Raw genomic sequence first — 19,975 nt, forward strand, 5'->3', positions numbered from 1 at the left:
CGATGACACTCTCGTGATAATACTTTATCAAGCCTAAGGATCCGCCAACCGATGACAACTGCTTCTACTAGCCCCTTTGCCGTGTTAAACCAAACCACAGCGACCTCGTTCAATGAACAGAAAAATCTCATTAAACGGGTATTTAAAGGTAAGCCAGTGCAATGTCCTAGCTGTAAACAGACACTTAAAGTGATATTGCCAGAGCAGGCAAAAGCTGAACAAGCCGCAGGAATTTACTGTGCTAAGGGCTGCACAGATATCGAACTCGATATGGAAGCCGTCGCGGGACTCTAATCATTCCAGAGCCAACCCATACTGGCATTAGCTTCACATCGACGGCCAAGCGACGATTACAACAGTCACTGTAATTCGCCGTTATAAAGTAAATATCTTTTTAATTATCAATGAGATTATTTAAACTAATCACGGCAGTTGCTTAAGCTGCCCACGAAAATAGTGTCGATAATAGCCCACCAAATTACTGCCAATAAAGAGTACCTCCATTAACACTGCCACAGGCGATCCCACTAAGGCATTGTGAACGAGCCAAAAACTGGTTCCGACTATCATAAGCAGTCTGAGATCTTTATCCCTTTGACAGAATGCGGCGCGGGTTTGAAACAAGGTGCCTATACAACTGATCACAGTCGTTACCCCATTAAAGGTCACAATGCTCATCACAAGTGCAGCAATAGAGAAACACCATAGGGCTACTTTTGAGGTGGTAAAAATACTGGTGAGATAACGCACTGTGGCTATGCCCATTAAGCCTGCGGCAGTCCATTGCTCCAGCAAACAAAAATGAATTGAAATCAAGATGCCAGACACAAAAAGGCAGGCGACTATCCGCTCCCGCGCCTTAAATTGAAATGAAATCAGATCGAAGATAATGGCTATCGCCACCAAAATTTGAGACAAAGTAAACGCAGTCAACTTATTAAGCTCCTTCGCTTTAAGTAATAATGCGCACTCTGATTGAAAGCTTTGTAGACTTGAGAGCGCAACTTAAGGCGCAGCATCATGGGAATCGCGATTTAGCGCATTAACTTAAGTTAACTGGGAGCAAAAACCGTTAAAGAGAGTCTTGAAGTCGTCGACGCATACGCGACAAACTGATTGCCGTAATGCCAATATAATTAGCTAGCTGACCTTGGCTTAACCGCTCAAGCCAAAGTGGTGAATGTTCGCGTAAATACAGATAACGTTGCTCAGGTGTGTGCAGCAGTAAAAAGGCTTCCTTTTGTTCTTTATACAATAATTGCTGTTTAAGTAACCCAAGTTGCACTGACTGTAGCGAAGTATCATCCAACACGGATAATGGCATTTGGATAAGTTTACAGGCGCTTAAAGCTTCTAATTGGTAACGAGCGGGAATTTGCTTAAGCCAACTGACATACAAAAAACACAATTCACCCTCGAAATAAAACTCCTTACAGCGCTCTGTGCCCTCCTGAGTATAATGGCAAGCGCGCACGATACCATCCACAACAAAATATGCCTGTGACTGCTCATTTCCTTGGCCAAGAAGCACCTCTCCCGCCGGCACGTTCAACGCTTTAAACTGTGGTAAGTAACGTTCAACAGCAGCTTGACTCGCCCCTAACGCAATCAAATATTGTTGCAGTGGCTGGCAAGTTGGCACCAGCAATACGGCAGTCTTTTTTACGTCATCAGGTTCAATCATGCGAGCAACTCAGCGATTTATCACTAAACACTTAACCACTGCCATTCGAGTAAGGGTTCAGCACTCGCTTGCAGGCCACGGCTCAGCGTGACGTTAAATACACTTTTAGCGGGAATGCTTCCCACGCCCTTGGGCGTGCCTGTCATTACGATATCGCCCTCATCGAGACTGATAAATGCCTGTAGCTCGGACAATATGGTCTGAGGTTTGTAAATCATTAAATCGATATGCCCCTCTTGAACCAAGTTATCGTTGATACTCAAGGTGAAATGCAGCTGTGCCTCTGCATCATCAATCGCCACAAACGGACTGAATAACGCAGCACCATCGAAGGCTTTTGCTCGCTCCCAAGGTAATCCCTTAGCTTTTAACTTAGTTTGCAAATCACGTTTTGTGAGATCTAAACCGACGGCGACGCTACTGAAACGGCCATTTTGAAACATAAAACACAGCTCGGTTTCATAATGCAAGGTTTCCCCTTGATGCTCAGAATGAAGCACAGTCGAAATGGCCGAGTTGGGCTTTAAAAATACCACCATATCCACGGGGATTTCGTTACCTAATTCATGGATATGCTCAACATAGTTACGCCCAATGCAGAGAATTTTTGTCGGTACGATAAGGTTTTCACCTAACACGACTGATTTCATCTTTAATCCTTTTCAAGATAGGGTTGAGATTATTTTAAATAATAAAACCAATTAGTTAACCTAAATTAAATCTAAACGTTCAATTGAACTAATCACTGTACTTATGACGAACTCTGCTACACTTAAATCAATATTTCAACGAAAACAGCGATCTAACCATTAATAAACCCATTTTACAGGGACAGTCATAGAAGAGGTTTTCGCACTATGTTAACGCTTACCATAAAACAAAAAATCATCTTTAGTTTTAGTGCAATTGGCGCGCTGCTCATCGCTGGTAGTAGCTTTTTCTACTATTCACTCTCCCAAGTGCAAACCGCCTATCAAAATATTGAAACCTTAGCCGTACCCGTGCAAAAGCAGAGTAATAGCTTACAACTAGTGCTATTAAAAATGTCACGCCTTGCCACCTTGGCCCATAGTCAGCAAGACACTGCCGCCTTAACCAAAAGTCAGCAAGCATTTACCGCGCTGCAGAAGAAATATCAAAGTATCGAAAATGAGTTAATTGAGCGAGTTGCAGATCAACCTAAGATGCAAACATCCCTAAACGAAGCGCAGGCAAGATACCAAGCCTATTTGCAGCAAAGCCAAGCCATGTTTAGCGCTAAACTCGCCAATGAACAAGCAAAACGGCAGTACCTGCAACTCTTTGAGCGCTTTAACCATGCCAAGACCAACGCCAGTAATGCGATGATTGATCTCGAAACTCTTTCCATCCCCGATAATCCCACTTTACTCGAAGAAATTGTCGGCACAGGTACTCGCATTGACGACATGCTCTATACGCTAGCCAACACTATGGGGGAACTGATCCACACTCAAAGTTTGGATGTTATTCAATCGCACCAACAGGATGTCGGTATTTTACTGGGAAATCTCACCACTAACTTTACCTTTTTAAAACAACAAACTGATGGGCTTGATACCTTAGGCCTACTGCAAACATTCGAGCAAGAATATGCGATTATCAATACCTTACTCGCAGCGCCTGCCGAACTTTATAAAGTGCAGGAAGCCGTAGTTGAGGCACAACGACAAGCAGAGCAACATTACCTCGATGCCGATAAAGAGTTTAATGCGAATAATCTCGCCTTAGATAAGTTAATCAACTTAGCCGACCGCCGATTTACCAGCCTGCAAACCATCGCCAGTAATGATATTCAACAGGGTCAAACCTTAGCGATTGTACTAGCACTGGTATTTATCATCATGGTGAGTTTTATCTCCTTCTTCACCTCCAAGGCCATGCTCAATCCCTTGGCCTTAGTGAACGGCGCACTCGCCAGTATCGCCCGAGGGGATTTATCTAAACGCATTCATAAACGTCATAACGATGAATTTGGTGCCCTAATCGATAACATGAATACCTTGAGTGACGATCTTGCCAAGCTGTTAACCAATATCAGCCAAAATGCCCATTCATTGGACAGCTCTGCCACCCAAACCAATGAGCAAGGCCAGCGCATCGCCAATGCCACAACGGCGCAAATCAGTCGAGTCGATGAAACTAAAGCCTTGGCAGAACAGATGTTTACTAGCTCAAATCTAGTGACAGAACAGGCCAGTGAGTCGGCGAGACAAATCAGTCAAGCCTCGAAATACGGTAATCAAGTGAAGCAAATTGCCGATGATAATCGCAATAAAATTGCCGAACTGAGCGCCCGTTTAAGTAGCTCAGTTGAAGTCATGTCTCGCTTGAGCATTCAAAGCGATAATATTGGCAGCATTTTAACCACCATTAGCAGCATTGCCGAACAAACCAATTTGCTGGCACTGAACGCCGCCATTGAAGCCGCCAGAGCGGGGGAACATGGACGTGGTTTTGCCGTCGTGGCCGATGAAGTGCGATCACTTGCCTCACGCACCCAAGCCGCCACCGCCGAAATTCAAACCATGATCACGGCCCTGCAAAAAGAAACGTCCACGGCAGCCGATGCAATTACTACGGGGCAAAATCAAGCAAATGAGTGTGTCGGACAAAGCCAAACCCTGCAGGATGCTATCGCTCACATAGAAAGCACCTTACATACCCTCAATAAAATGAGTCTAGAGATCACCCACGCCGCCCACGAGCAGTTAAATTACAGCCAGCGGATTGAGTCGAGCATGAGTGAGGCGGCACAATCTGCAGACCAAAATGCCAATGAAGCTATGGACATGGCCAAACGCAGTAACGAAGTCACTCTGCTTGCCCATTCACTCACCAGCTCAGTGGAGCGGTTTAAACTGTAGAGGTGATGGGACCTAGAATCTAGGCATATTCCATCAGGAATTCATCGAGCTGTTCGTTGGCAATTTCAATCTCGTCACCTTCGAACTGGGCGATATGAAACATACCCTCACCTTCGTTAGTCACAGGGATATTACTTATTCCTATGATAATACCGTCGGTTGGCGCGCGAATGGCCACACTGTCACCGCCGTGGGGACTAACGATATGGGCAATGATATAACCCTTAGTCACCCGCTGGCCGAGTTTAAGCTTCATATTCACTAAACCATCGGATTCACTGCGAACCCAATAACTGCGAATAGCACTGACACTCGCGCCTTTGTTACTCACTCGCCCTTTAAGCATATCTAAACTGCGCATCACATTGAGCACACCTTTGAGGCCAGATTTTATCGACAACTCGCTAAAACGTAACGCCTCTCCAGCCTCATATAAAATGCAAGGAATACCCTGTTGATTAGCATAACCTCGCATAGAAACACTGCGCGCTTTAGAATGCATGATCAGCGGTGCACCAAAGGCATTCGCCATGGCCAGCATAGTCTCATCATTAGTATCACAGCGAATTTGCGGCAAATTATCCCTATGGACGGCCCCAGTATGTAAATCAATCACATGGGTTGCATGAACTAATAACTGAGTGGCAAACAGATTAGCTAAACGGCTTGCGAGCGCCCCTTTGCTAGAACCTGGAAAGCAACGATTTAAATCGCGCCGATCGGGTAAATAACGGGATTGCTGAATAAAACCAAACACATTCACTATTGGCACCACAATTAATGTGCCCGTCAGATTCTTTGGATTCACTCTGGCTAATAAACGCCGACAAATTTCGATACCATTGAGTTCATCCCCATGAATGGCGGCACAAACCAATAAAGTCGGGCCAGGTTTGGCTCCGTGAAACACTTCCACATGAATATCGAGTTGCGTATCGGTATACAACTTAGCGGCTGGCAGCTTGATCCCTAATTGCGTCCCAGCTGTGACTCGTTTTCCCGCTAATTCAAATGCTTCACGTCTTTTTACCATGGCAACTCCCTTGTTCTATAAAATGTTATCCCGCGCGGTTGGCTCATGTTTACCGCATTTTGCCAAAGTGATCCGCTATTACATATCAGCCTACTTTAAAGACTAAAGTGGGATTTTAAACGAATTATTGCGGCTCAAATTGGTTCAGCCAAGATTTTAAAATCTGCAGTAATACAGGCCTATCTTCAACGCTCACGCCCGCGAACAACGCACTTTGACATTGAATATGCTGAGGTAATGCCTTATCAATGAGCGCCTTACCCTCAGCAGTTAACGAAACATGGACGGCGCGGCGATCTTCCTTACTGTGCTCCCGCTCAATCAGCCCCTTATTTTCGAGTCTGTCTAAACGACTGGTCATAGCGCCAGAACTTAGCATCATGCTCTGATAAAGTTGCGAAGGCGAGAGTGTGAACGGCTCTCCCGAGCGCCTTAACGTCGCGAGCACATCGAACTCCCCCTGACCTAAGCCAAATTCGGCGTGGCATTGCAGCAGTACCACTTCGATATATTTCGTTAAACGAGCGATTCGCCCGAGCACAGCCATAGGGATCAAATCCTCACTCACCCCTTGCTGTTGCCACTGTTCAACAATTCTATCGAGGCCATCTTCTTTGGTATTCGAATCCGCTTTCTTTTTATCCGTAGAACTCGCGTTAGTATCCGCAGGACTGGCATTAGTTAGCGTCATTTTAGCTGTCATAGGTTTATCTCAATATAAAGATTCTTTACATCATTCTTTACATCTTAGTCATTTTCTCGCAGAATTAAAATATCTTTACATCAAGATACATCTGAAAGAGATTCTTTTTGAATTGTAGTGATGTAGTTTCAACCTACTGTTGTTGAAAGGAAATCATCATGAGTATGCTAAATGCTGCTACAAATCACTTTTTCAGCAAATCAAACTCAGCTTATTTTTGGAGACAATCCATGCGATCCCCCCTGACAGAGAAAGCGAATTTATTGCTGCTCGGACTCGCGTTCATCCTTATTGGTCTAAATCTACGGCCCATTCTCGCCTCGGTTGGGCCTTTACTGCCCAGCATACAAAAGGATATCAGTTTAAGTTTTACCTTAGCGTCTATGCTGACATTGCTGCCCGTGCTCGCAATGGGACTGGGCTGTTTTGCAGGCTTTAGTATCGCCAAACGTTTAGGATTCAATACCGTAATGACAGGATCATTGCTACTGCTGATCGGCGCAACTGCAATGCGCTTTTGGGCGATAGATGCCAATTGGCTTATCTGCTCGGCATTACTGGCAGGGGTCGCAATCGCCCTCATTCAAACCATAATGCCCGCCATGATTAAGCTTAATTTCGGTGAACGGGTCCCCTTAATGATGGGGCTTTACGTCACCGCCATTATGGGTGGCGCCGCATTAGCGGCGAGTAGCGCGCCTTTTATCGGGATGAACTTAGGTTGGCGCGCGGGTCTAGGCCATTGGACTTGGCTAGGCATATTCGCACTCGTGCTGTGGCTCCTGATTAAACATAAAGCCGCATTACCGAGCCAAGCAAAAGAGCAAGCTTTGCAACTTAACTTTTGGCGTTTTCGTCGCAGTTGGCTATTGGCGATATTTTTTGCATTAGGCACAAGTTGTTATGTCTGCGTACTTGCATGGTTAGCCCCCTACGCAGTCGAGCTAGGTTATAGCCAAACTCAATCTGGATTAGTGTTAGGTTTCTTAACCAGCATGGAAGTGATCGCGGGCTTAGTGTTTCCTTGGCTTGCCAGCAAGTCGACGGACAGACGCGCCATCATAGCCCTACTCTGCTTACTACAACTCATTGGCTTTATGGGACTGGCACTCGCCCCTCAAGTATCACTATTTTTATGGGCGGGACTTGCAGGATTAGGTATTGGCGGGATTTTTCCACTCGGGCTGATTGTCACTATGGATCATCAACAAAATCCTATGTTAGCAGGTAAATTAACTGCCTTCGTGCAGGGTGTGGGATATACCATAGCGGCTATCTCGCCTTGGATTGCCGGATTAATTCGCGATAATTTCAACAGCTTTAACAGTGCTTGGTTATTACTCGGTGGCTTAAGTGTGATCGCGTGGATATTATCTTGGCAATTTAATCCGCAGGGCTATGCACGCCAATATCAAACCACCCGCTGCGTATCTTAACTACCTAACTCAACATAAAAAAACCGCCATGTCGGCTAACGATCATGGCGGTTTTTTTTGTGTTGAGCTAAATAAATCGCGCTCACACTAAGCGAAACTTAAGACTTTTTAACGAAGCACGTCAGAATCACAATACGAGTACCGTTAACGCGGCCTTCGATATGCTCTGGGTTGTTGGTCAAAGCAATGTTACGCACAGCTGTGCCACGCTTAGCCACAAAGCTAGTGCCTTTCACGTTTAAGTCTTTGATGATGACCACAGTATCACCAGCGTTGAGCACTGCACCATTACTGTCTAACGTTGGCGTCGCATCGTCACCTGCTGCGGCAACTTCGGCATCACCCCACGCTTTTAAATCGTCTTCAAGGTAAAGCATATCCAGCAAATCTTGCGCCCAGCTTTCGCCATTTAAGCGCTTAAGCATACGATATGACATCACTTGAACTGCCGGTACAGGACTCCACATGCTGTCATTCAGACAACGCCAGTGGTTCATGTCCATGGTATCTGGTGCCGCAATTTGGCCACTGCAGGTTTCACAAATCATGATCTCATTGTCACGGCCATCGGAGGCTGGCAGATCATAAATAGAGAGTTCAAGCTCGCTGCCACACAGTTCACACTTGCCGCCACAGCGACTTAGCAATTCATTTTCAGTCATTTTTCTGTTCTATATGCCTAGTAAAACGCGGATTATGCCATAAACTGGCATTTTTCGGCAGGGGGCTGAGGCAATATAACCCTATTTTTTATGAGCTATATATGCCTAGTCCACACAGCCTTGGGGATTAGTCTTTAAAATTCATAGGCTAAACTCAAACGAACATCACGCCCTGCGGCGGGTATCCCATCGGAGAGAAACGGCACCACTTGCAGATCCGTAAGATTTTTTACCATCAAACGCACACTTAATCCCTTTAAGATGGCTTGAGGTTCATAGGCGAGATACACATTCTGTAGGAAATAATTCTCGCTTGGCGACTCGGCATTAAAGATATCACCGTGGGGAACATTGGTTTGCGCATCATACCAAGCGCCCTGCCAAGCGATAGAAATGTCATCTGTGATATACATGCCTAAACGCAAACGAATATCGAGCGGGGCTATGTTAGCTAAATATTCATCGTCATCTTGGCTGTCTCTGAGTGACCCATTGTGCTGTCCTTGCAGCCATGAAACCGCAAGATCACTGAACACATCTTGATAGCGATATTGGGCTTCAAAATCGGCACCGTAAATATGGTAACCATCAAGATTTGTATAACCACTTTGAATTAACTGGGTTTTATCAGACTTAGCTCCGCGGCGCTGGGCAATATCATCACGACCTAAATTGGCAAACAGGGTGATTTGCGTCGACAAAGCATCCTCATTGGCAAGTACATGCTGATGCTGCGTCATTAGGCCTAATTTGAAGGCATGTAAGCGTTCGACATCAATGTCGCGACTCGTGCCGGTAATGCTGGCTTTAGCGTATTGCACGGCATAAATCTCATCCACCACAGGGGCTTGCAAGCTATAAGCGTAATCAAAGTTTAACCGAGCGTGATTTGTCAGTTGATAATCTATGCCTAATCTTGGTGAGAACCCCGAATGATGGGTTGAGCTATAATCATGGCCCGCAGCAATATCATTGTAATCTGGTGCAATATTTGGTCGACCTATGCTGTAGATAAAGTCATATCGCAGCGAGGGAGTCACAGTTAAGTCATTAGTAAGATGAATTGCATCGCGAATATAGGCAGCATAGGTATCTTGACGGCCTTCAGGTTGGTAGTAAGGTGTATACCAGCCAAAGTTTTTCTCGGGATTTGTTTCATAACTTTTGTTAAACACTAACGAAGTGCGGTCAAGACTACGGTACTGTAATCCTGTGGTGATCTCATGATCGCCAATCAAGCTCAAGTTGTTGATATCAATGTAGTCACGTTTATAGTCTAGCCAAGATTCGTGACCGAAGTTGCCTACGGAAACCGTCATTTTCTCCCACGCGATATCGGGTCTTACCCAGTGGCGTGCATTCGCCGAATGGGAAATCACCACTTGGGTATCGATCAGGGGATTACTCGGCGAATAGCGATAATTTGCCGACCAAGTGTTGTCTTCATAGGTGTTGTAGGCAGTTGTGGCATACAGCGCCTGCTCGTAGGAACCGTACTTTTTGATGTTGTAGTCCGAAATTGCAGGCATAGGGCCACGGCGGTTAGCCCAAGGTTTGCGGCCCTCATCAAGATAATGGGTCACGCTCAAGGCTAATTGGTGATCGCCCTGCGCGTAATCCATCTTACCTAGGTAGTTATTTTGCTCGTAACCTGAATATTCAAACTCTTCACCATTGGCTAAAGTGACATCCCCCGCATCGCGACGCGTAAGATGCAGCAAGCCAGATAGATGTGAATTCACGCGGCCATAAACTGTCCCCGTATAACCCATAGCGTCATTATTGCTGGCGTAGCTGGTTTTGACTCGCGCGCCAAGGGATTGATCATATTTAAGAAAATCATCAGCCGATTTAGTGACCACATACATGGCACCACCAAAACCGCCATTGCCCGAGCGCACGTCATGGGCGCCTTTGATCACTTCCACTCGTTTGATGAGGTCAGGATCGAGGAAAAATGAGCCGTAGCGATACTGCTCAAATCCCACCGGAGCATTATCCACATAAACGTTAAAATCTTCAGTCTCGCCAAAGCCCCAAATATTAATCCGCTCACCGCCACTGCGGGTACCGCCATCGATATGCGCCCCAGCCATATCATCGATCACTTCGGCGAAAGTTGTCGCCTGCATCTCCTCGATTTGATCCATGGAAATAATCGCTTCACCGGGTTTAGCGACTGTGATGGCCCTGCGATATTGCTGCCCATGAACCTGCAGGATCTCAATCGGCTCAACCTTAGGCTCGCCCAATACCTCAGCGGCGTACAACGGCATTGAGGGCAATATACATAATCCCATGAGCGACAGATTTCTATTCGCTTTCCACTTCTCACACTTAGGCAGGCAACCCATTCAACGTCATCCTATTAACAAACCAATCTAAAAATAGGGCGGCATTATAGGCACTAACGAACAAGATAAGAATAGTTCTCACTTAGCTTTACGTGTAAATAACCGACTTACTGAAAACAAGGTAGAAACGGCACAATGCAAAAAATTAAGTGAAGATCCTGCCGAAGGATGGCAGTATTGGCACCCAACTTGGCAGTCTTAACTATCGTGTTTTAACTATAGTGTCTTAACTATCGTGTTTTAACTATAGTGTCTTAACTATCGTGAGTAAGAACGAGCGGGCGATACGGAAGGATATGTCAGCAACTCACCTTGCTCCTCAATCGGCATTAATACTGCTTGTGCTCGGTTTATCTGCATTAATAAGGTTCCCTGATAATGGCCACTCTAACAACTAAAATCCCCATCGCGACTGGTGCAACATTCAGCACGGCAAGCCTGCAATTTTTAAATCAACTGGCACAAAACAACTCCCGCGACTGGTTTAAAGCCCATCAGGCGGAATACGAAAAGACAGTGCGAACGCCTGCACTGCAGTTTATCGAGCAAATGCAGCCCAGTATTCTCGCCCTCTCGCCTAGGCTCACTGCCGTACCCAAAAAAGTCGGCGGCAGCTTGATGCGTCCCCAGCGAGACAGCCGTTTTAGCAAAAATAAAGCGCCCTATAAAACTAATGTCGGCATTCAATTTCGCCATTTTCAAGGTAAAGACGTACATGCCCCGGGACTGTATCTACATATTGCCGAAGATGGCTGTTTTATTGCTGCTGGGATTTGGCACCCAGAATCGAAAGCCTTAAATGCCATTCGTACTTGTATTGATGAGAATCCTAACGGCTATAAAAAGGCGCTACAAACCTTACAAAGTCATGGATTTAATATGGATGGCGATAGCTTAACTCGACCACCAAAGGGATTTGATAAAAACCACCCTATGCTGATAGAGCTAAAACGAAAAGATTTTATCGCAGTTAAAAATATCGCCTTTGAGGAACTCTGCCGCCCAGATGCAGCCAGTTTTTGTGCCGAGCAATTTGCACACTGTACTCAACTGATGGCCTATCTGTGTTTTGCGCTGGACTTGGACTTTTAGAAATAGACTTTTAAAAATAAACTTTTAAAAAATAGATTTCTAAAAAACATGGCCTAGGCAAAAACCTAGGCCAATCAAACTATGTCATTTGCAGTTATGCAGTCTGATTAGCACTCAAACTACGTAAATAGTCTTGCAATACAACAAACGCATTGTCTAACAACTCATATTCGCCCGCCTTGCCTAACACTCTAATCCCTTGTAATTGCAGCACTAAAAAAGCAGCAACTTGATGTGGTTGCACATGGGCTAATAGCTCTCCACGCGCTTGGCAAACTTGTAACACTTGGGTGAATGAGGTCTGTAATCGACAAAATAATCGCTGACATTCCTGCAGCACACTTTCATCGTTAAGGCTCTTTTCGAGCACGGCATTTTGCATAAAACAGCCGTACTTTTGCTCCCGCTGCAAAGCAACAAAGCGCGCTAAATAAGCTTCTATTTCAGCCAAGCCCGCTTTTTCATGCAGCAAAGTATCTGAAGCGCCAAAAGAGTAATGATCAAGGTAAAAACGGAGGCACTCGCGGTAAAGATTCTGCTTGTCGCCGAAACTGTTATAGAGACTAAATCGATTAATGCCTAAATGGCCGACGAGATCGGAAATCGAGGTTTCGGCAAAGCCCTTTTGCCAAAAAAGCTCCATCGCCAATATGAGTTTTTCTTGCCGATCAAAATTACAACTCCGTGCCATAGCCTGCGACCTAATCTCTTGAATACGCGTTCACGATCAGCTTCACCATTCCTCTTTACTACAGAAAGTTGAGGGGTAAATCATTCTTGACTGATCGTTTAGATATGGCGTAAATTCTAACCTAACCGAACGTTCAGAAAAAGCCTTATATGCCCGAATCGAGCATAAAGCACTGATAAAAACTACAGGACTTTAGATGAAACTCTACGAATTAGCTCCGACTCCCAGCGCACGCCGCGTCAGTATTTTTCTTGCGGAAAAAGGTATAGAAGTGCCAAGAGTGAACGTCGATATCCGTGGAGGGGAAAATTTAAGCGCTGAGTTTAAAGCCAAAAGTGTAAATGGCCGCATTCCACTGCTCGAACTCGATGATGGCAGTTACCTGTGTGAATCTGTTGCCATTTGCCGCTATTTAGACGAAATCCACCCGAGTGAGCGTTCACTGTTTGGTAATACACCGCTTGAGCGCGCCAAAGTAGAAATGTGGCAACGCATCATAGAGTTACAAGGATTAATGGTCGGGTTTCAAGCCTTTCGTAATTTAAGCGGTGTCTATAAAGACAGGGAAAATTGTGTCGAGTCTTGGGGCGTAGAATCACGCCAAAGGGTCATTGACTTCCTACCAACCTTAGACCAACAATTGAACACGTCAGCCTTTGTGGCAGGCGATGCATTCAGTATTGCCGATATTTCGGCTTACGTTTTTATCAGTTTTATTAAAAATTTAGACATCGAAGTGGCTGATAACTTGCCGCATCTCAAGGCTTGGTTCAACACTATGGCGCAGCGTCCTGCCATAGTATCGTTAACCCCTAAAAAATAGCGGCGCTAATGCCTGATGATGAATATTCATGGGCACTAAAGTGAGTAGCTATAAACGTTATAACCTTAAGGAATCATCATGATAGATTTATACACAGCCGCGACCCCTAACGGTTTTAAAATTTCCATCGCACTGGAAGAAATGGGACTTGAATATCGCGTCCATAAATTAGATTTCAGCACCAGTGAGCAAAAACAGCCAGAGTTTATCGCCATCAATCCCAATGGTCGCATTCCCGCCATTATCGACCGCGATAACGAGGATTTTGTGGTATTCGAATCGGGTGCGATTCTGCTGTATCTCGCCGAAAAAACAGGTAAATTCCTGCCAGCCGATCCGAAAAAGCGCTCACAGGTGATCCAATGGTTAATGTTCCAAATGAGCGGCGTCGGCCCCATGATGGGACAAGCCAACGTATTCTTTAGGTACTTCCCTGAAAAAATCCCCGCAGCCATTGACAGGTATCAAAAAGAAGGTCGACGTTTATTCGAGGTTATGAATACTCAACTAGCTACAAATCAATACCTTGCTGGTGACGAATACACGATTGCCGACATCGCAACTTGGCCTTGGGTGCGGATCCACGAGTGGAGCGGCATCAATATGGAAGGTCTGACACATTTGCAACGTTGGTTAGATAAGTTAGCACTCAGACCCGCGTGCCAAAAAGGCATAATCACGCCGCCACCGGTGGAAATGAGTGATGAAGAACGGGCTAAGCAAATCCAAAAGATGGTGACGAAATAATCACCTTCCAAGCGGTAATTGAGTGATAGTCTGCAAATAACCCTTTGGTACTGAATGCACCATGAGTCTCAGTGACTCAACCACAAAAAGCCCCGCAAGTTGATGCGACTTTAGGGCTTTTTTTCTGCCTGTTATCGGGCAAAACTGCTACACTCTGCGCCACTTATTTTTCCCCTCTGTTACAGTTATGCCTCCTACATAAGGCGCAGCCACAGAGAGCATAATTCAGGCTAAATTTATGGGTAATCCAAGCAGCTTCTCTTCCGGTAAAGCATCCAACTCAAACACATCGTCAGCGTTAGATGCAGAGGCGAGCACCCCAGCGCAAAAACGTGCGCTCAGTTACGCCAGTACAATTAAGCAATTATTCGATGAAATTCAAAGCAGTAAAATGCCCGCCGACCGTATTCTGGCCAACTACTTTAGAGAACATAAAAAACACGGCTCGAAGGATCGTAAAGTCATTCGTGAATCTTTGTTTAGTCTGTTTCGCTGGTGGGGTTGGTTTCAGCGATTAGGCGATCAACAAGAATCAGCGACTTATTTTGCCAGCCTAAGCGCCAGTGCCCTATTGGAAGCTCACGCTTGGCAAGATATTGCTAGCGCTTGGCATGAGTTATCACAATCGCCCATCGATTATCAGCAAGCTCAAGCACTTACTGTTGAAAGTCTCGACGACAAACTGGCACTAATGCAGCATTTATTTCCCACGGCGAAGCTTAAGCCACAGGATTTATTACCCGACTGGTTCTGGCAAGTGTGTCCTGTTGATGCTGCGCAGCAAACCCAATTAATTGAAGCTATGTCCAGTCGCCCGCCGATTTGGGGCCGCGCGCAAGGGATCACGAGTCAAGCTGCGGCGGCGCAGCTGCAAGCGATAGGTATCGATGCTAGTTATGGTCATTACTTTAACGATGCCATTAACCTTGGCAGCAAGAGTATGAATCTTAATGAAATAGCCCTGTATAAAGACGGTAATATTGAGATCCAAGATTTGGCTTCACAGGTCATAGGGCAAATTTGCGCGCCAGAACCCGATGACCATTGGTGGGATGCCTGCAGTGGTGCTGGCGGAAAAACCCTGCAGCTGCGGTCTTTGATGTTGGCCCAGGCTGCTGATAATAAAACACCCTCTACGGGCAGCATTATATCGTCGGATATTCGCTCCAATGCCCTAGAAGAACTGACTAAACGTGCCCAAAGAGCCCACTTTAACGACATTAGCGTTGCCCGTTGGAAGAGCGATGCCCTGCCGGTATCTGCGGATCATTTCGACGGTGTGTTAGTCGATGCCCCGTGCAGTTGTACTGGCACTTGGCGACGTAATCCCGATATGCGTTGGTTGGATGGTGTTGAAGCCGTGGCCGATAAAGCCGCGTTACAGCTCGATATTTTAAGCCGTAGTAGCAGCGCAGTTAAAGCGGGCGGCATCCTCGTTTACGCCACGTGTTCCTTGTCGCCGCTCGAGAACCAAGACGTGGTGACGGCGTTTTTAAAGCAACATCCAGAGTTCACGCTCACGCCAATACGCCATCCTTTTACGGGTGAACAAACAGAAATGTTGACCGTATGGCCCTTTGAAGCGAATAGTGATGGTATGTTTGTCACGCGTATGCTGCGCGTCAAGTAACACTAACTCATTATTTTGTATCAAAACTTGGCGCCTTTCATTCTGGGCGCCAGTTTCAATCATATAATATAATTTCCGATGATAATTACACTTATCCTTTAATTATCATAATGATAATCCACATATTCCCCATTAAAATCTCAGATACGGCCATTTCAGTGGCAAGATATAGCCTTTGGACAAAACTTTTCACCATCAGTGATGAAATATTTCGCTTTAGCTTCATCTCTCCTTTGGGTAAAAAGATCGGGTGCTGCGAATGGCACAGGTATTTTTGGAATTTTGACCATGTCACACTCCTATGAATTTGACGACGATGATGCGCCATGGGGCGATAACGTCAAAGGTAAGCAAAAGAATAAACGCGTGAAACAGCGCCGCAGAGATACTAAGCGACGTTACTCGGACGATAATACAGAGGTGGATTTCTACCAAAATAAATCGAAGTAACTAAATCTAAGTACCCTTGCTCTCACGGGTTTGTTTTACAAATTCGTTCTGTGCTAAACCTGCCAAATCTGAGCAAGTTGGATAATATCCAACTTGCTACTCAACCCCGTTATCCTCTCTCAAATACTTAATCATTCCAGTGTAAAATCAATGGGCTTAATTGCTTATTTGCCCTATGCTTTTTGGGCTATAACTCCCAAATCATTGGACTTACACTGAAATTTAAGGATGAACGCCATGGAAAAACAGCGCCCCGACTTTATTTATCCCCAAGGCAGTATGTTGATGCACTCGCCCTTAGTGCTAAATAAAGCCGATATGTACGGTTTTTTTCTTAAGGGGAAACAGGAAAACCTGCAACGCTCTATCGATAAAACCCTGAATCAAGTTGCCTGTAGCGCAATGTATTTTAAGGTGCTGTCTCCCTACGTACTGACAACCTTCACTCAAATTGAAAAAGCATATTCCGCTTATCCAGAGGACAGAGCTAAGGGCTGGATCCAAGAAACGGACATCATCACTTGGGTCATGGTCGGGCGCCAAGATAGCAGCGACAGTAAACAAATCAGCCAAGTGTATTTTCAGCCACTACACATTTGGGTGAACGATGCCATGGCCTTAATTAATGGCAGAGAACTCTTTGGTTATCCTAAGTATTTATGTGAATACACTATGCCAGCGGTTGGCGAGCCTCTGACGCGATTATCCCTTGAGACCAAAAGTTTTTTACATTTCTCACCCGAAACCGAACTTGCCCTGCATCCATTAATTGAAGTGAATTGCGATGCCAAACCCGAGGCACAGCTTTCAACCCTTGAAGCGATAGCTCAAACTTGGCAACTCTTTAAAGAACAAACCGATTTTATTCCAGAACTTGACCAGCTTGGCGAAGAGCAGCTATTTCATCTGTTATTTAAACCCGCTATCGATCAAGTATTTCTAAAACAGTTCCCCGACTCGTCAGGGCAAAAAGCCATTTATCAAGCCATCGTTGCCGCGCCAGCCCAAGTGAATAAAGTGCACAGTGTTGCCCTGCTAAAAAATGATTTTGTCGCGACCATTTTTGATAATGCCAGCTTCCCGTTAAAGGATACGCTCGGGGTCGAGATTGGTGAGCAGCACGTTTTACTCCCTTACCATGTGAACTTCGATTTTGAAGTGCCGCCCGGCGAGGTATTAGTCGATAACTCCGAAATCAAAAAACAGAAAATAGCCATTCTCGGTGGCGGTGTCGCGGCAATGACAGCAGCCTGTTATCTAACCGACAAACCCGGCTGGCAGAATCAATATGAGATTGATGTCTATCAACTCGGCTGGCGTATCGGTGGTAAAGGGGCTAGTGGCCGCAATGCCGCTATGGGACAACGCATCGAAGAACATGGTTTACACATTTGGTTTGGTTTCTATCAAAACGCGTTTGCCCTAATGCGTAAAGCGTATGAGGAATTGGATAGGCCAGCAAACGCGCCGCTTGCGACTTTTTTTGATGCCTTTAAACCCCATAACTTTATCGTCTTACAGGAAGAAGTTGATGGCCGTTCTGTGAGTTGGCCAATCACTTTCCCAATGCTACCAGGCATCCCAGGTGATGGCACCGAAACCCTCACCTTCTGGAAAGTCGTTAAAGTCGCCTTTGCGTGGATCAAAGAATGGCTCAAAGACATGGATGACCTGCTCGATGCAGATGAAAAAGCCATGGGAACACCTAAAAACTGGCTCGATAGCAGCTGGTTTGAACGCTTAAAAGATAAGTTAGAGGATTCGGTCGAAGATGCCAAAGAATCACTCGACGCGCTCGGTGATAAGCTTGAATGCCATTTTAATCAAATGATTGGCCGCGAGTGCGATGAGCATGTACACAGTGAAAGTGACGATGGTTTTGTAGAATCGGCCGTCGATGCCCTGCATCAAAGACTCGTGAAACGTTTTAGCGGACATTTAGATAATAATGACGAACTGCGCCACTTATATATAGCCGCCGATCTGGGGCTCACGATCCTCAAGGGCATGTTTGCCGACGATGTATTTGAAAAAGGCTTTGACGCCATCAATGACTATGATTATCGCGAATGGTTAACCAAACACGGCGCCAGCCTTAAGTACACAGTCGACAGCGCCCCAGTGCGCGGTTTTTACGACTTAGTGTTTGCCTATGAAAAAGGGAACTTCGACAAACCCAATGTCGAAGCGGGCACAATTATCCGCGCTATGCTGCGTATTGCCCTGTGCTATCAAGGTGGCGTGATGTGGAAAATGCAGGCGGGCATGGGGGATGTTGTGTTTACACCTTTTTACGAAGTGCTCAAACGCCGCGGAGTCAATTTCCACTACTTCAATCGAGTTGATAATCTCGAATGTCACAATCAAAGTATTCAAGCGATTGAGATCACTGAGCAAGTAGCTCTGGCGCCGACTGTCACAAACTACGATCCTTTAGTCGATGTGAAAGGTCTCGCTTGCTGGCCGAGTACGCCCAATTATGAGCAGCTTGAGCCTGAACAAGCGGCACTGCTTAAAGCCCATAATATCAATCTTGAACACTTCTGGAGCGATTGGGACAGCGTGTATGAAACTCACTTTGGCAAAGCCCTGCCGAAAAAGCGCTTAGTCAAAGGCGTAGATTTCGACAAAGTGATCTTCGGTCTATCCATAGGTTCTGTGCCCCATGTGGCGAGTGAAGTCATGGCACAAAGCCCAGCCCTCAAGCTTTGCGTTGATAAGGTGCAAACTGTCGCCACTCAAGCCTATCAACTGTGGATGAACCAAGATCTGAATGGGATAGGCTGGCCTAATTACTCTGAAGATGGCGAGGAACCCGTATTATCGGGCTTCACCGAACCCTTCGATACTTGGGCATCGATGAACCAACTGCTAGACAAAGAAGATTGGCGCGGCTTAGAACCTAAAAATGCCAGTTACTTTTGCTCGGCATTGCCTGTCGAAGCCTATCCACCAAGCTCGGATGTAGATTTCCTACAACAGAAAACCTTAGAAGCAAAAGCGGGCGCTATCCATCAACTCAATACCGAAATCCATAAACTTTGGCAAAATGTCGGTGATAGCTTCCCTTGGGAATGGTTACACGATGAACAAGACCGCCAAGGTGTTGCCCGCTTCGATAGCCAATATTGGCGCGCAAATGTAGACCCATCCGAGCGTTATGTCTTATCGGTTAAAGACAGCTCGCAGTATCGCATCACGACAGATGGCACAGGGATAGATAACCTGTATATGACGGGCGATTGGATAAAGACAGGCCTTAATGCGGGCTGCGTCGAAGCGGCGACGATGGCGGGAATGCACACTTCAAAAGCGATATCGGGTCATCCTGCGGTGATTAAGGGCGAAAAAGACTTCTAAGCTCGTCCTTAAATCTAGCTAAGTCGCAAACTTGGACACTGCTCAGTCCAAGCAAGATGAAGCTAATAAATCTAAGATAAAAACATAAACGGCGCAGATAAATTCTACGCCGTTTATGTTTTCCAATGTTCTAATAATACCAATCGTATTAAATATCTGTTCATTCAGCGGGAGTTCAACGCGCTTTAGACAAGGCGAAGGCTTGAAGGCATAGTGGTGCTCTGTCGAAAGCCTTAAACGCAGTATAAAGCGCGTTGCCATGTAGTAAACATCAGCCGCCCTTCGGGAGCCACACAGGCATCCCACTCCAGTGTTGCATTGACTTAAAAGGGAATAACCATTTCTGCGTCAATGCGCCTTGGATTGAAATACCTGTGAGGCTCTGAACTGATTAGCTATTTAATGTGATTGGTATAAAACGATTA

General features: G+C 45.7%; 19 protein-coding genes. 9 read left to right on the plus strand and 10 right to left on the minus strand.

All coding sequences use genetic code 11. The features are described 5' to 3' along the window. Positions 1-51: 51 nt before the first annotated feature. Complete coding sequence (locus KO537_RS08490; RefSeq protein WP_006080930.1) at positions 52-294, plus strand: hypothetical protein; 243 nt, start codon at positions 52-54, stop codon at positions 292-294. 129 nt (positions 295-423) lie between these two features. On the opposite strand, the gene KO537_RS08495 is transcribed toward KO537_RS08490, so the two are convergent. The 3 genes from KO537_RS08495 to KO537_RS08505 form a co-directional block, all read right to left on the minus strand. Beyond that, positions 424-933, minus strand: coding sequence for a YgjV family protein (locus KO537_RS08495; RefSeq protein WP_028760654.1), 510 nt, complete (start codon positions 931-933; stop codon positions 424-426). 139 nt (positions 934-1,072) lie between these two features. After that, positions 1,073-1,684 (minus strand): Crp/Fnr family transcriptional regulator, encoded by a 612-nt coding sequence (locus KO537_RS08500; protein WP_173245928.1) that lies wholly within the window; start codon positions 1,682-1,684, stop codon positions 1,073-1,075. A gap of 23 nt (positions 1,685-1,707) precedes the next feature. Beyond that, a complete protein-coding gene (locus tag KO537_RS08505) occupies positions 1,708-2,334 on the minus strand; it encodes a fumarylacetoacetate hydrolase family protein (RefSeq protein ID WP_173245931.1) in 627 nt (208 codons plus the stop codon). Between the two features lie 207 nt (positions 2,335-2,541). Between KO537_RS08505 and KO537_RS08510 the strand changes: the two genes are divergently transcribed. Then, a complete protein-coding gene (locus KO537_RS08510) occupies positions 2,542-4,569 on the plus strand; it encodes a methyl-accepting chemotaxis protein (RefSeq protein ID WP_219234243.1) in 2,028 nt (675 codons plus the stop codon). Between the two features lie 19 nt (positions 4,570-4,588). On the opposite strand, the gene KO537_RS08515 is transcribed toward KO537_RS08510, so the two are convergent. Beyond that, positions 4,589-5,602, minus strand: coding sequence for a succinylglutamate desuccinylase/aspartoacylase family protein (locus KO537_RS08515; RefSeq protein ID WP_028760658.1), 1,014 nt, complete (start codon positions 5,600-5,602; stop codon positions 4,589-4,591). Between the two features lie 124 nt (positions 5,603-5,726). Further along, positions 5,727-6,305 carry a MarR family transcriptional regulator gene (locus tag KO537_RS08520; RefSeq protein WP_173245937.1) on the minus strand — a complete coding sequence of 193 codons (579 nt, stop codon included), beginning with the start codon at positions 6,303-6,305 and terminating at the stop codon, positions 5,727-5,729. 230 nt (positions 6,306-6,535) lie between these two features. Between KO537_RS08520 and KO537_RS08525 the strand changes: the two genes are divergently transcribed. After that, entirely contained in the window at positions 6,536-7,741 is a 1,206-nt protein-coding gene (locus KO537_RS08525) for an MFS transporter (protein WP_219234244.1), read from the plus strand. A gap of 98 nt (positions 7,742-7,839) precedes the next feature. Here the strand turns inward: KO537_RS08525 and KO537_RS08530 are convergent, their stop codons facing one another. Both KO537_RS08530 and KO537_RS08535 read right to left on the minus strand, forming a co-directional pair. Beyond that, the gene (locus KO537_RS08530; protein ID WP_011790067.1) at positions 7,840-8,403 is read right to left on the minus strand and encodes an alkylphosphonate utilization protein; all 564 of its coding nucleotides are present in this window, start codon (positions 8,401-8,403) and stop codon (positions 7,840-7,842) included. Between the two features lie 134 nt (positions 8,404-8,537). Continuing rightward, positions 8,538-10,757, minus strand: a complete 2,220-nt coding sequence (locus tag KO537_RS08535; RefSeq protein ID WP_219234245.1) for a TonB-dependent receptor — start codon at positions 10,755-10,757, stop codon at positions 8,538-8,540. A gap of 378 nt (positions 10,758-11,135) precedes the next feature. On the opposite strand from KO537_RS08535, the gene KO537_RS08540 reads away from it, so the two are divergent. Continuing rightward, positions 11,136-11,849, plus strand: a complete 714-nt coding sequence (locus tag KO537_RS08540; RefSeq protein ID WP_219234246.1) for a DUF2461 domain-containing protein — start codon at positions 11,136-11,138, stop codon at positions 11,847-11,849. Between the two features lie 94 nt (positions 11,850-11,943). Here KO537_RS08540 and KO537_RS08545 read toward each other — a convergent pair whose 3' ends face one another. Next, positions 11,944-12,540, minus strand: a complete 597-nt coding sequence (locus tag KO537_RS08545; protein WP_219234247.1) for a TetR/AcrR family transcriptional regulator — start codon at positions 12,538-12,540, stop codon at positions 11,944-11,946. A gap of 196 nt (positions 12,541-12,736) precedes the next feature. Between KO537_RS08545 and KO537_RS08550 the strand changes: the two genes are divergently transcribed. The 3 genes from KO537_RS08550 to KO537_RS08560 all read left to right on the plus strand — a co-directional run bounded on the left by KO537_RS08550 (position 12,737) and on the right by KO537_RS08560 (position 15,740). After that, positions 12,737-13,363: a glutathione S-transferase gene (locus tag KO537_RS08550; RefSeq protein ID WP_028760665.1), complete on the plus strand. Its 627-nt coding sequence runs from the start codon at positions 12,737-12,739 to the stop codon at positions 13,361-13,363. 78 nt (positions 13,364-13,441) lie between these two features. After that, entirely contained in the window at positions 13,442-14,110 is a 669-nt protein-coding gene (locus tag KO537_RS08555; protein ID WP_028760666.1) for a glutathione binding-like protein, read from the plus strand. Between the two features lie 238 nt (positions 14,111-14,348). Further along, entirely contained in the window at positions 14,349-15,740 is a 1,392-nt protein-coding gene (locus KO537_RS08560; protein WP_219234248.1) for an RsmB/NOP family class I SAM-dependent RNA methyltransferase, read from the plus strand. A 155-nt stretch (positions 15,741-15,895) separates the two neighbouring features. On the opposite strand, the gene KO537_RS23240 is transcribed toward KO537_RS08560, so the two are convergent. After that, positions 15,896-16,030, minus strand: coding sequence for a hypothetical protein (locus KO537_RS23240; RefSeq protein ID WP_263180925.1), 135 nt, complete (start codon positions 16,028-16,030; stop codon positions 15,896-15,898). Between KO537_RS23240 and KO537_RS08565 the strand changes: the two genes are divergently transcribed. Both KO537_RS08565 and KO537_RS08570 read left to right on the plus strand, forming a co-directional pair. Then, positions 16,029-16,190 carry a hypothetical protein gene (locus tag KO537_RS08565; protein WP_006080915.1) on the plus strand — a complete coding sequence of 54 codons (162 nt, stop codon included), beginning with the start codon at positions 16,029-16,031 and terminating at the stop codon, positions 16,188-16,190. The genes KO537_RS23240 and KO537_RS08565 overlap by 2 nt on opposite strands. A 237-nt stretch (positions 16,191-16,427) precedes the next feature. Next, a complete protein-coding gene (locus KO537_RS08570; RefSeq protein ID WP_219234249.1) occupies positions 16,428-19,550 on the plus strand; it encodes an NAD(P)-binding protein in 3,123 nt (1,040 codons plus the stop codon). Positions 19,551-19,592: 42 nt separating this feature from the next. Here the strand turns inward: KO537_RS08570 and KO537_RS23150 are convergent, their stop codons facing one another. Continuing rightward, positions 19,593-19,811 carry a hypothetical protein gene (locus KO537_RS23150; protein WP_251071060.1) on the minus strand — a complete coding sequence of 73 codons (219 nt, stop codon included), beginning with the start codon at positions 19,809-19,811 and terminating at the stop codon, positions 19,593-19,595. Positions 19,812-19,975: the final 164 nt, after the last annotated feature.

This window comes from Shewanella sp. NKUCC01_JLK, assembly GCF_019345615.1.
GTDB classification, from domain to species: Bacteria; Pseudomonadota; Gammaproteobacteria; order Enterobacterales; family Shewanellaceae; genus Shewanella; species Shewanella oncorhynchi.

What these genes read in the sequence shown, in the direction of transcription:
- KO537_RS08490 (WP_006080930.1), top strand. Translation starts at nt 52, where the DNA reads ATGACAACTGCTTCTACTAGCCCCTTTGCCGTGTTAAACCAAACCACA.
- KO537_RS08500 (WP_173245928.1), bottom strand. Translation starts at nt 1,684, where the DNA reads ATGATTGAACCTGATGACGTAAAAAAGACTGCCGTATTGCTGGTGCCA.
- KO537_RS08505 (WP_173245931.1), bottom strand. Translation starts at nt 2,334, where the DNA reads ATGAAATCAGTCGTGTTAGGTGAAAACCTTATCGTACCGACAAAAATT.
- KO537_RS08510 (WP_219234243.1), top strand. Translation starts at nt 2,542, where the DNA reads ATGTTAACGCTTACCATAAAACAAAAAATCATCTTTAGTTTTAGTGCA.
- KO537_RS08515 (WP_028760658.1), bottom strand. Translation starts at nt 5,602, where the DNA reads ATGGTAAAAAGACGTGAAGCATTTGAATTAGCGGGAAAACGAGTCACA.
- KO537_RS08520 (WP_173245937.1), bottom strand. Translation starts at nt 6,305, where the DNA reads ATGACAGCTAAAATGACGCTAACTAATGCCAGTCCTGCGGATACTAAC.
- KO537_RS08525 (WP_219234244.1), top strand. Translation starts at nt 6,536, where the DNA reads ATGCGATCCCCCCTGACAGAGAAAGCGAATTTATTGCTGCTCGGACTC.
- KO537_RS08530 (WP_011790067.1), bottom strand. Translation starts at nt 8,403, where the DNA reads ATGACTGAAAATGAATTGCTAAGTCGCTGTGGCGGCAAGTGTGAACTG.
- KO537_RS08535 (WP_219234245.1), bottom strand. Translation starts at nt 10,757, where the DNA reads ATGGGTTGCCTGCCTAAGTGTGAGAAGTGGAAAGCGAATAGAAATCTG.
- KO537_RS08540 (WP_219234246.1), top strand. Translation starts at nt 11,136, where the DNA reads ATGGCCACTCTAACAACTAAAATCCCCATCGCGACTGGTGCAACATTC.
- KO537_RS08545 (WP_219234247.1), bottom strand. Translation starts at nt 12,540, where the DNA reads ATGGCACGGAGTTGTAATTTTGATCGGCAAGAAAAACTCATATTGGCG.
- KO537_RS08550 (WP_028760665.1), top strand. Translation starts at nt 12,737, where the DNA reads ATGAAACTCTACGAATTAGCTCCGACTCCCAGCGCACGCCGCGTCAGT.
- KO537_RS08555 (WP_028760666.1), top strand. Translation starts at nt 13,442, where the DNA reads ATGATAGATTTATACACAGCCGCGACCCCTAACGGTTTTAAAATTTCC.
- KO537_RS08560 (WP_219234248.1), top strand. Translation starts at nt 14,349, where the DNA reads ATGGGTAATCCAAGCAGCTTCTCTTCCGGTAAAGCATCCAACTCAAAC.
- KO537_RS08565 (WP_006080915.1), top strand. Translation starts at nt 16,029, where the DNA reads ATGTCACACTCCTATGAATTTGACGACGATGATGCGCCATGGGGCGAT.
- KO537_RS23240 (WP_263180925.1), bottom strand. Translation starts at nt 16,030, where the DNA reads ATGGTCAAAATTCCAAAAATACCTGTGCCATTCGCAGCACCCGATCTT.
- KO537_RS08570 (WP_219234249.1), top strand. Translation starts at nt 16,428, where the DNA reads ATGGAAAAACAGCGCCCCGACTTTATTTATCCCCAAGGCAGTATGTTG.
- KO537_RS23150 (WP_251071060.1), bottom strand. Translation starts at nt 19,811, where the DNA reads ATGGCAACGCGCTTTATACTGCGTTTAAGGCTTTCGACAGAGCACCAC.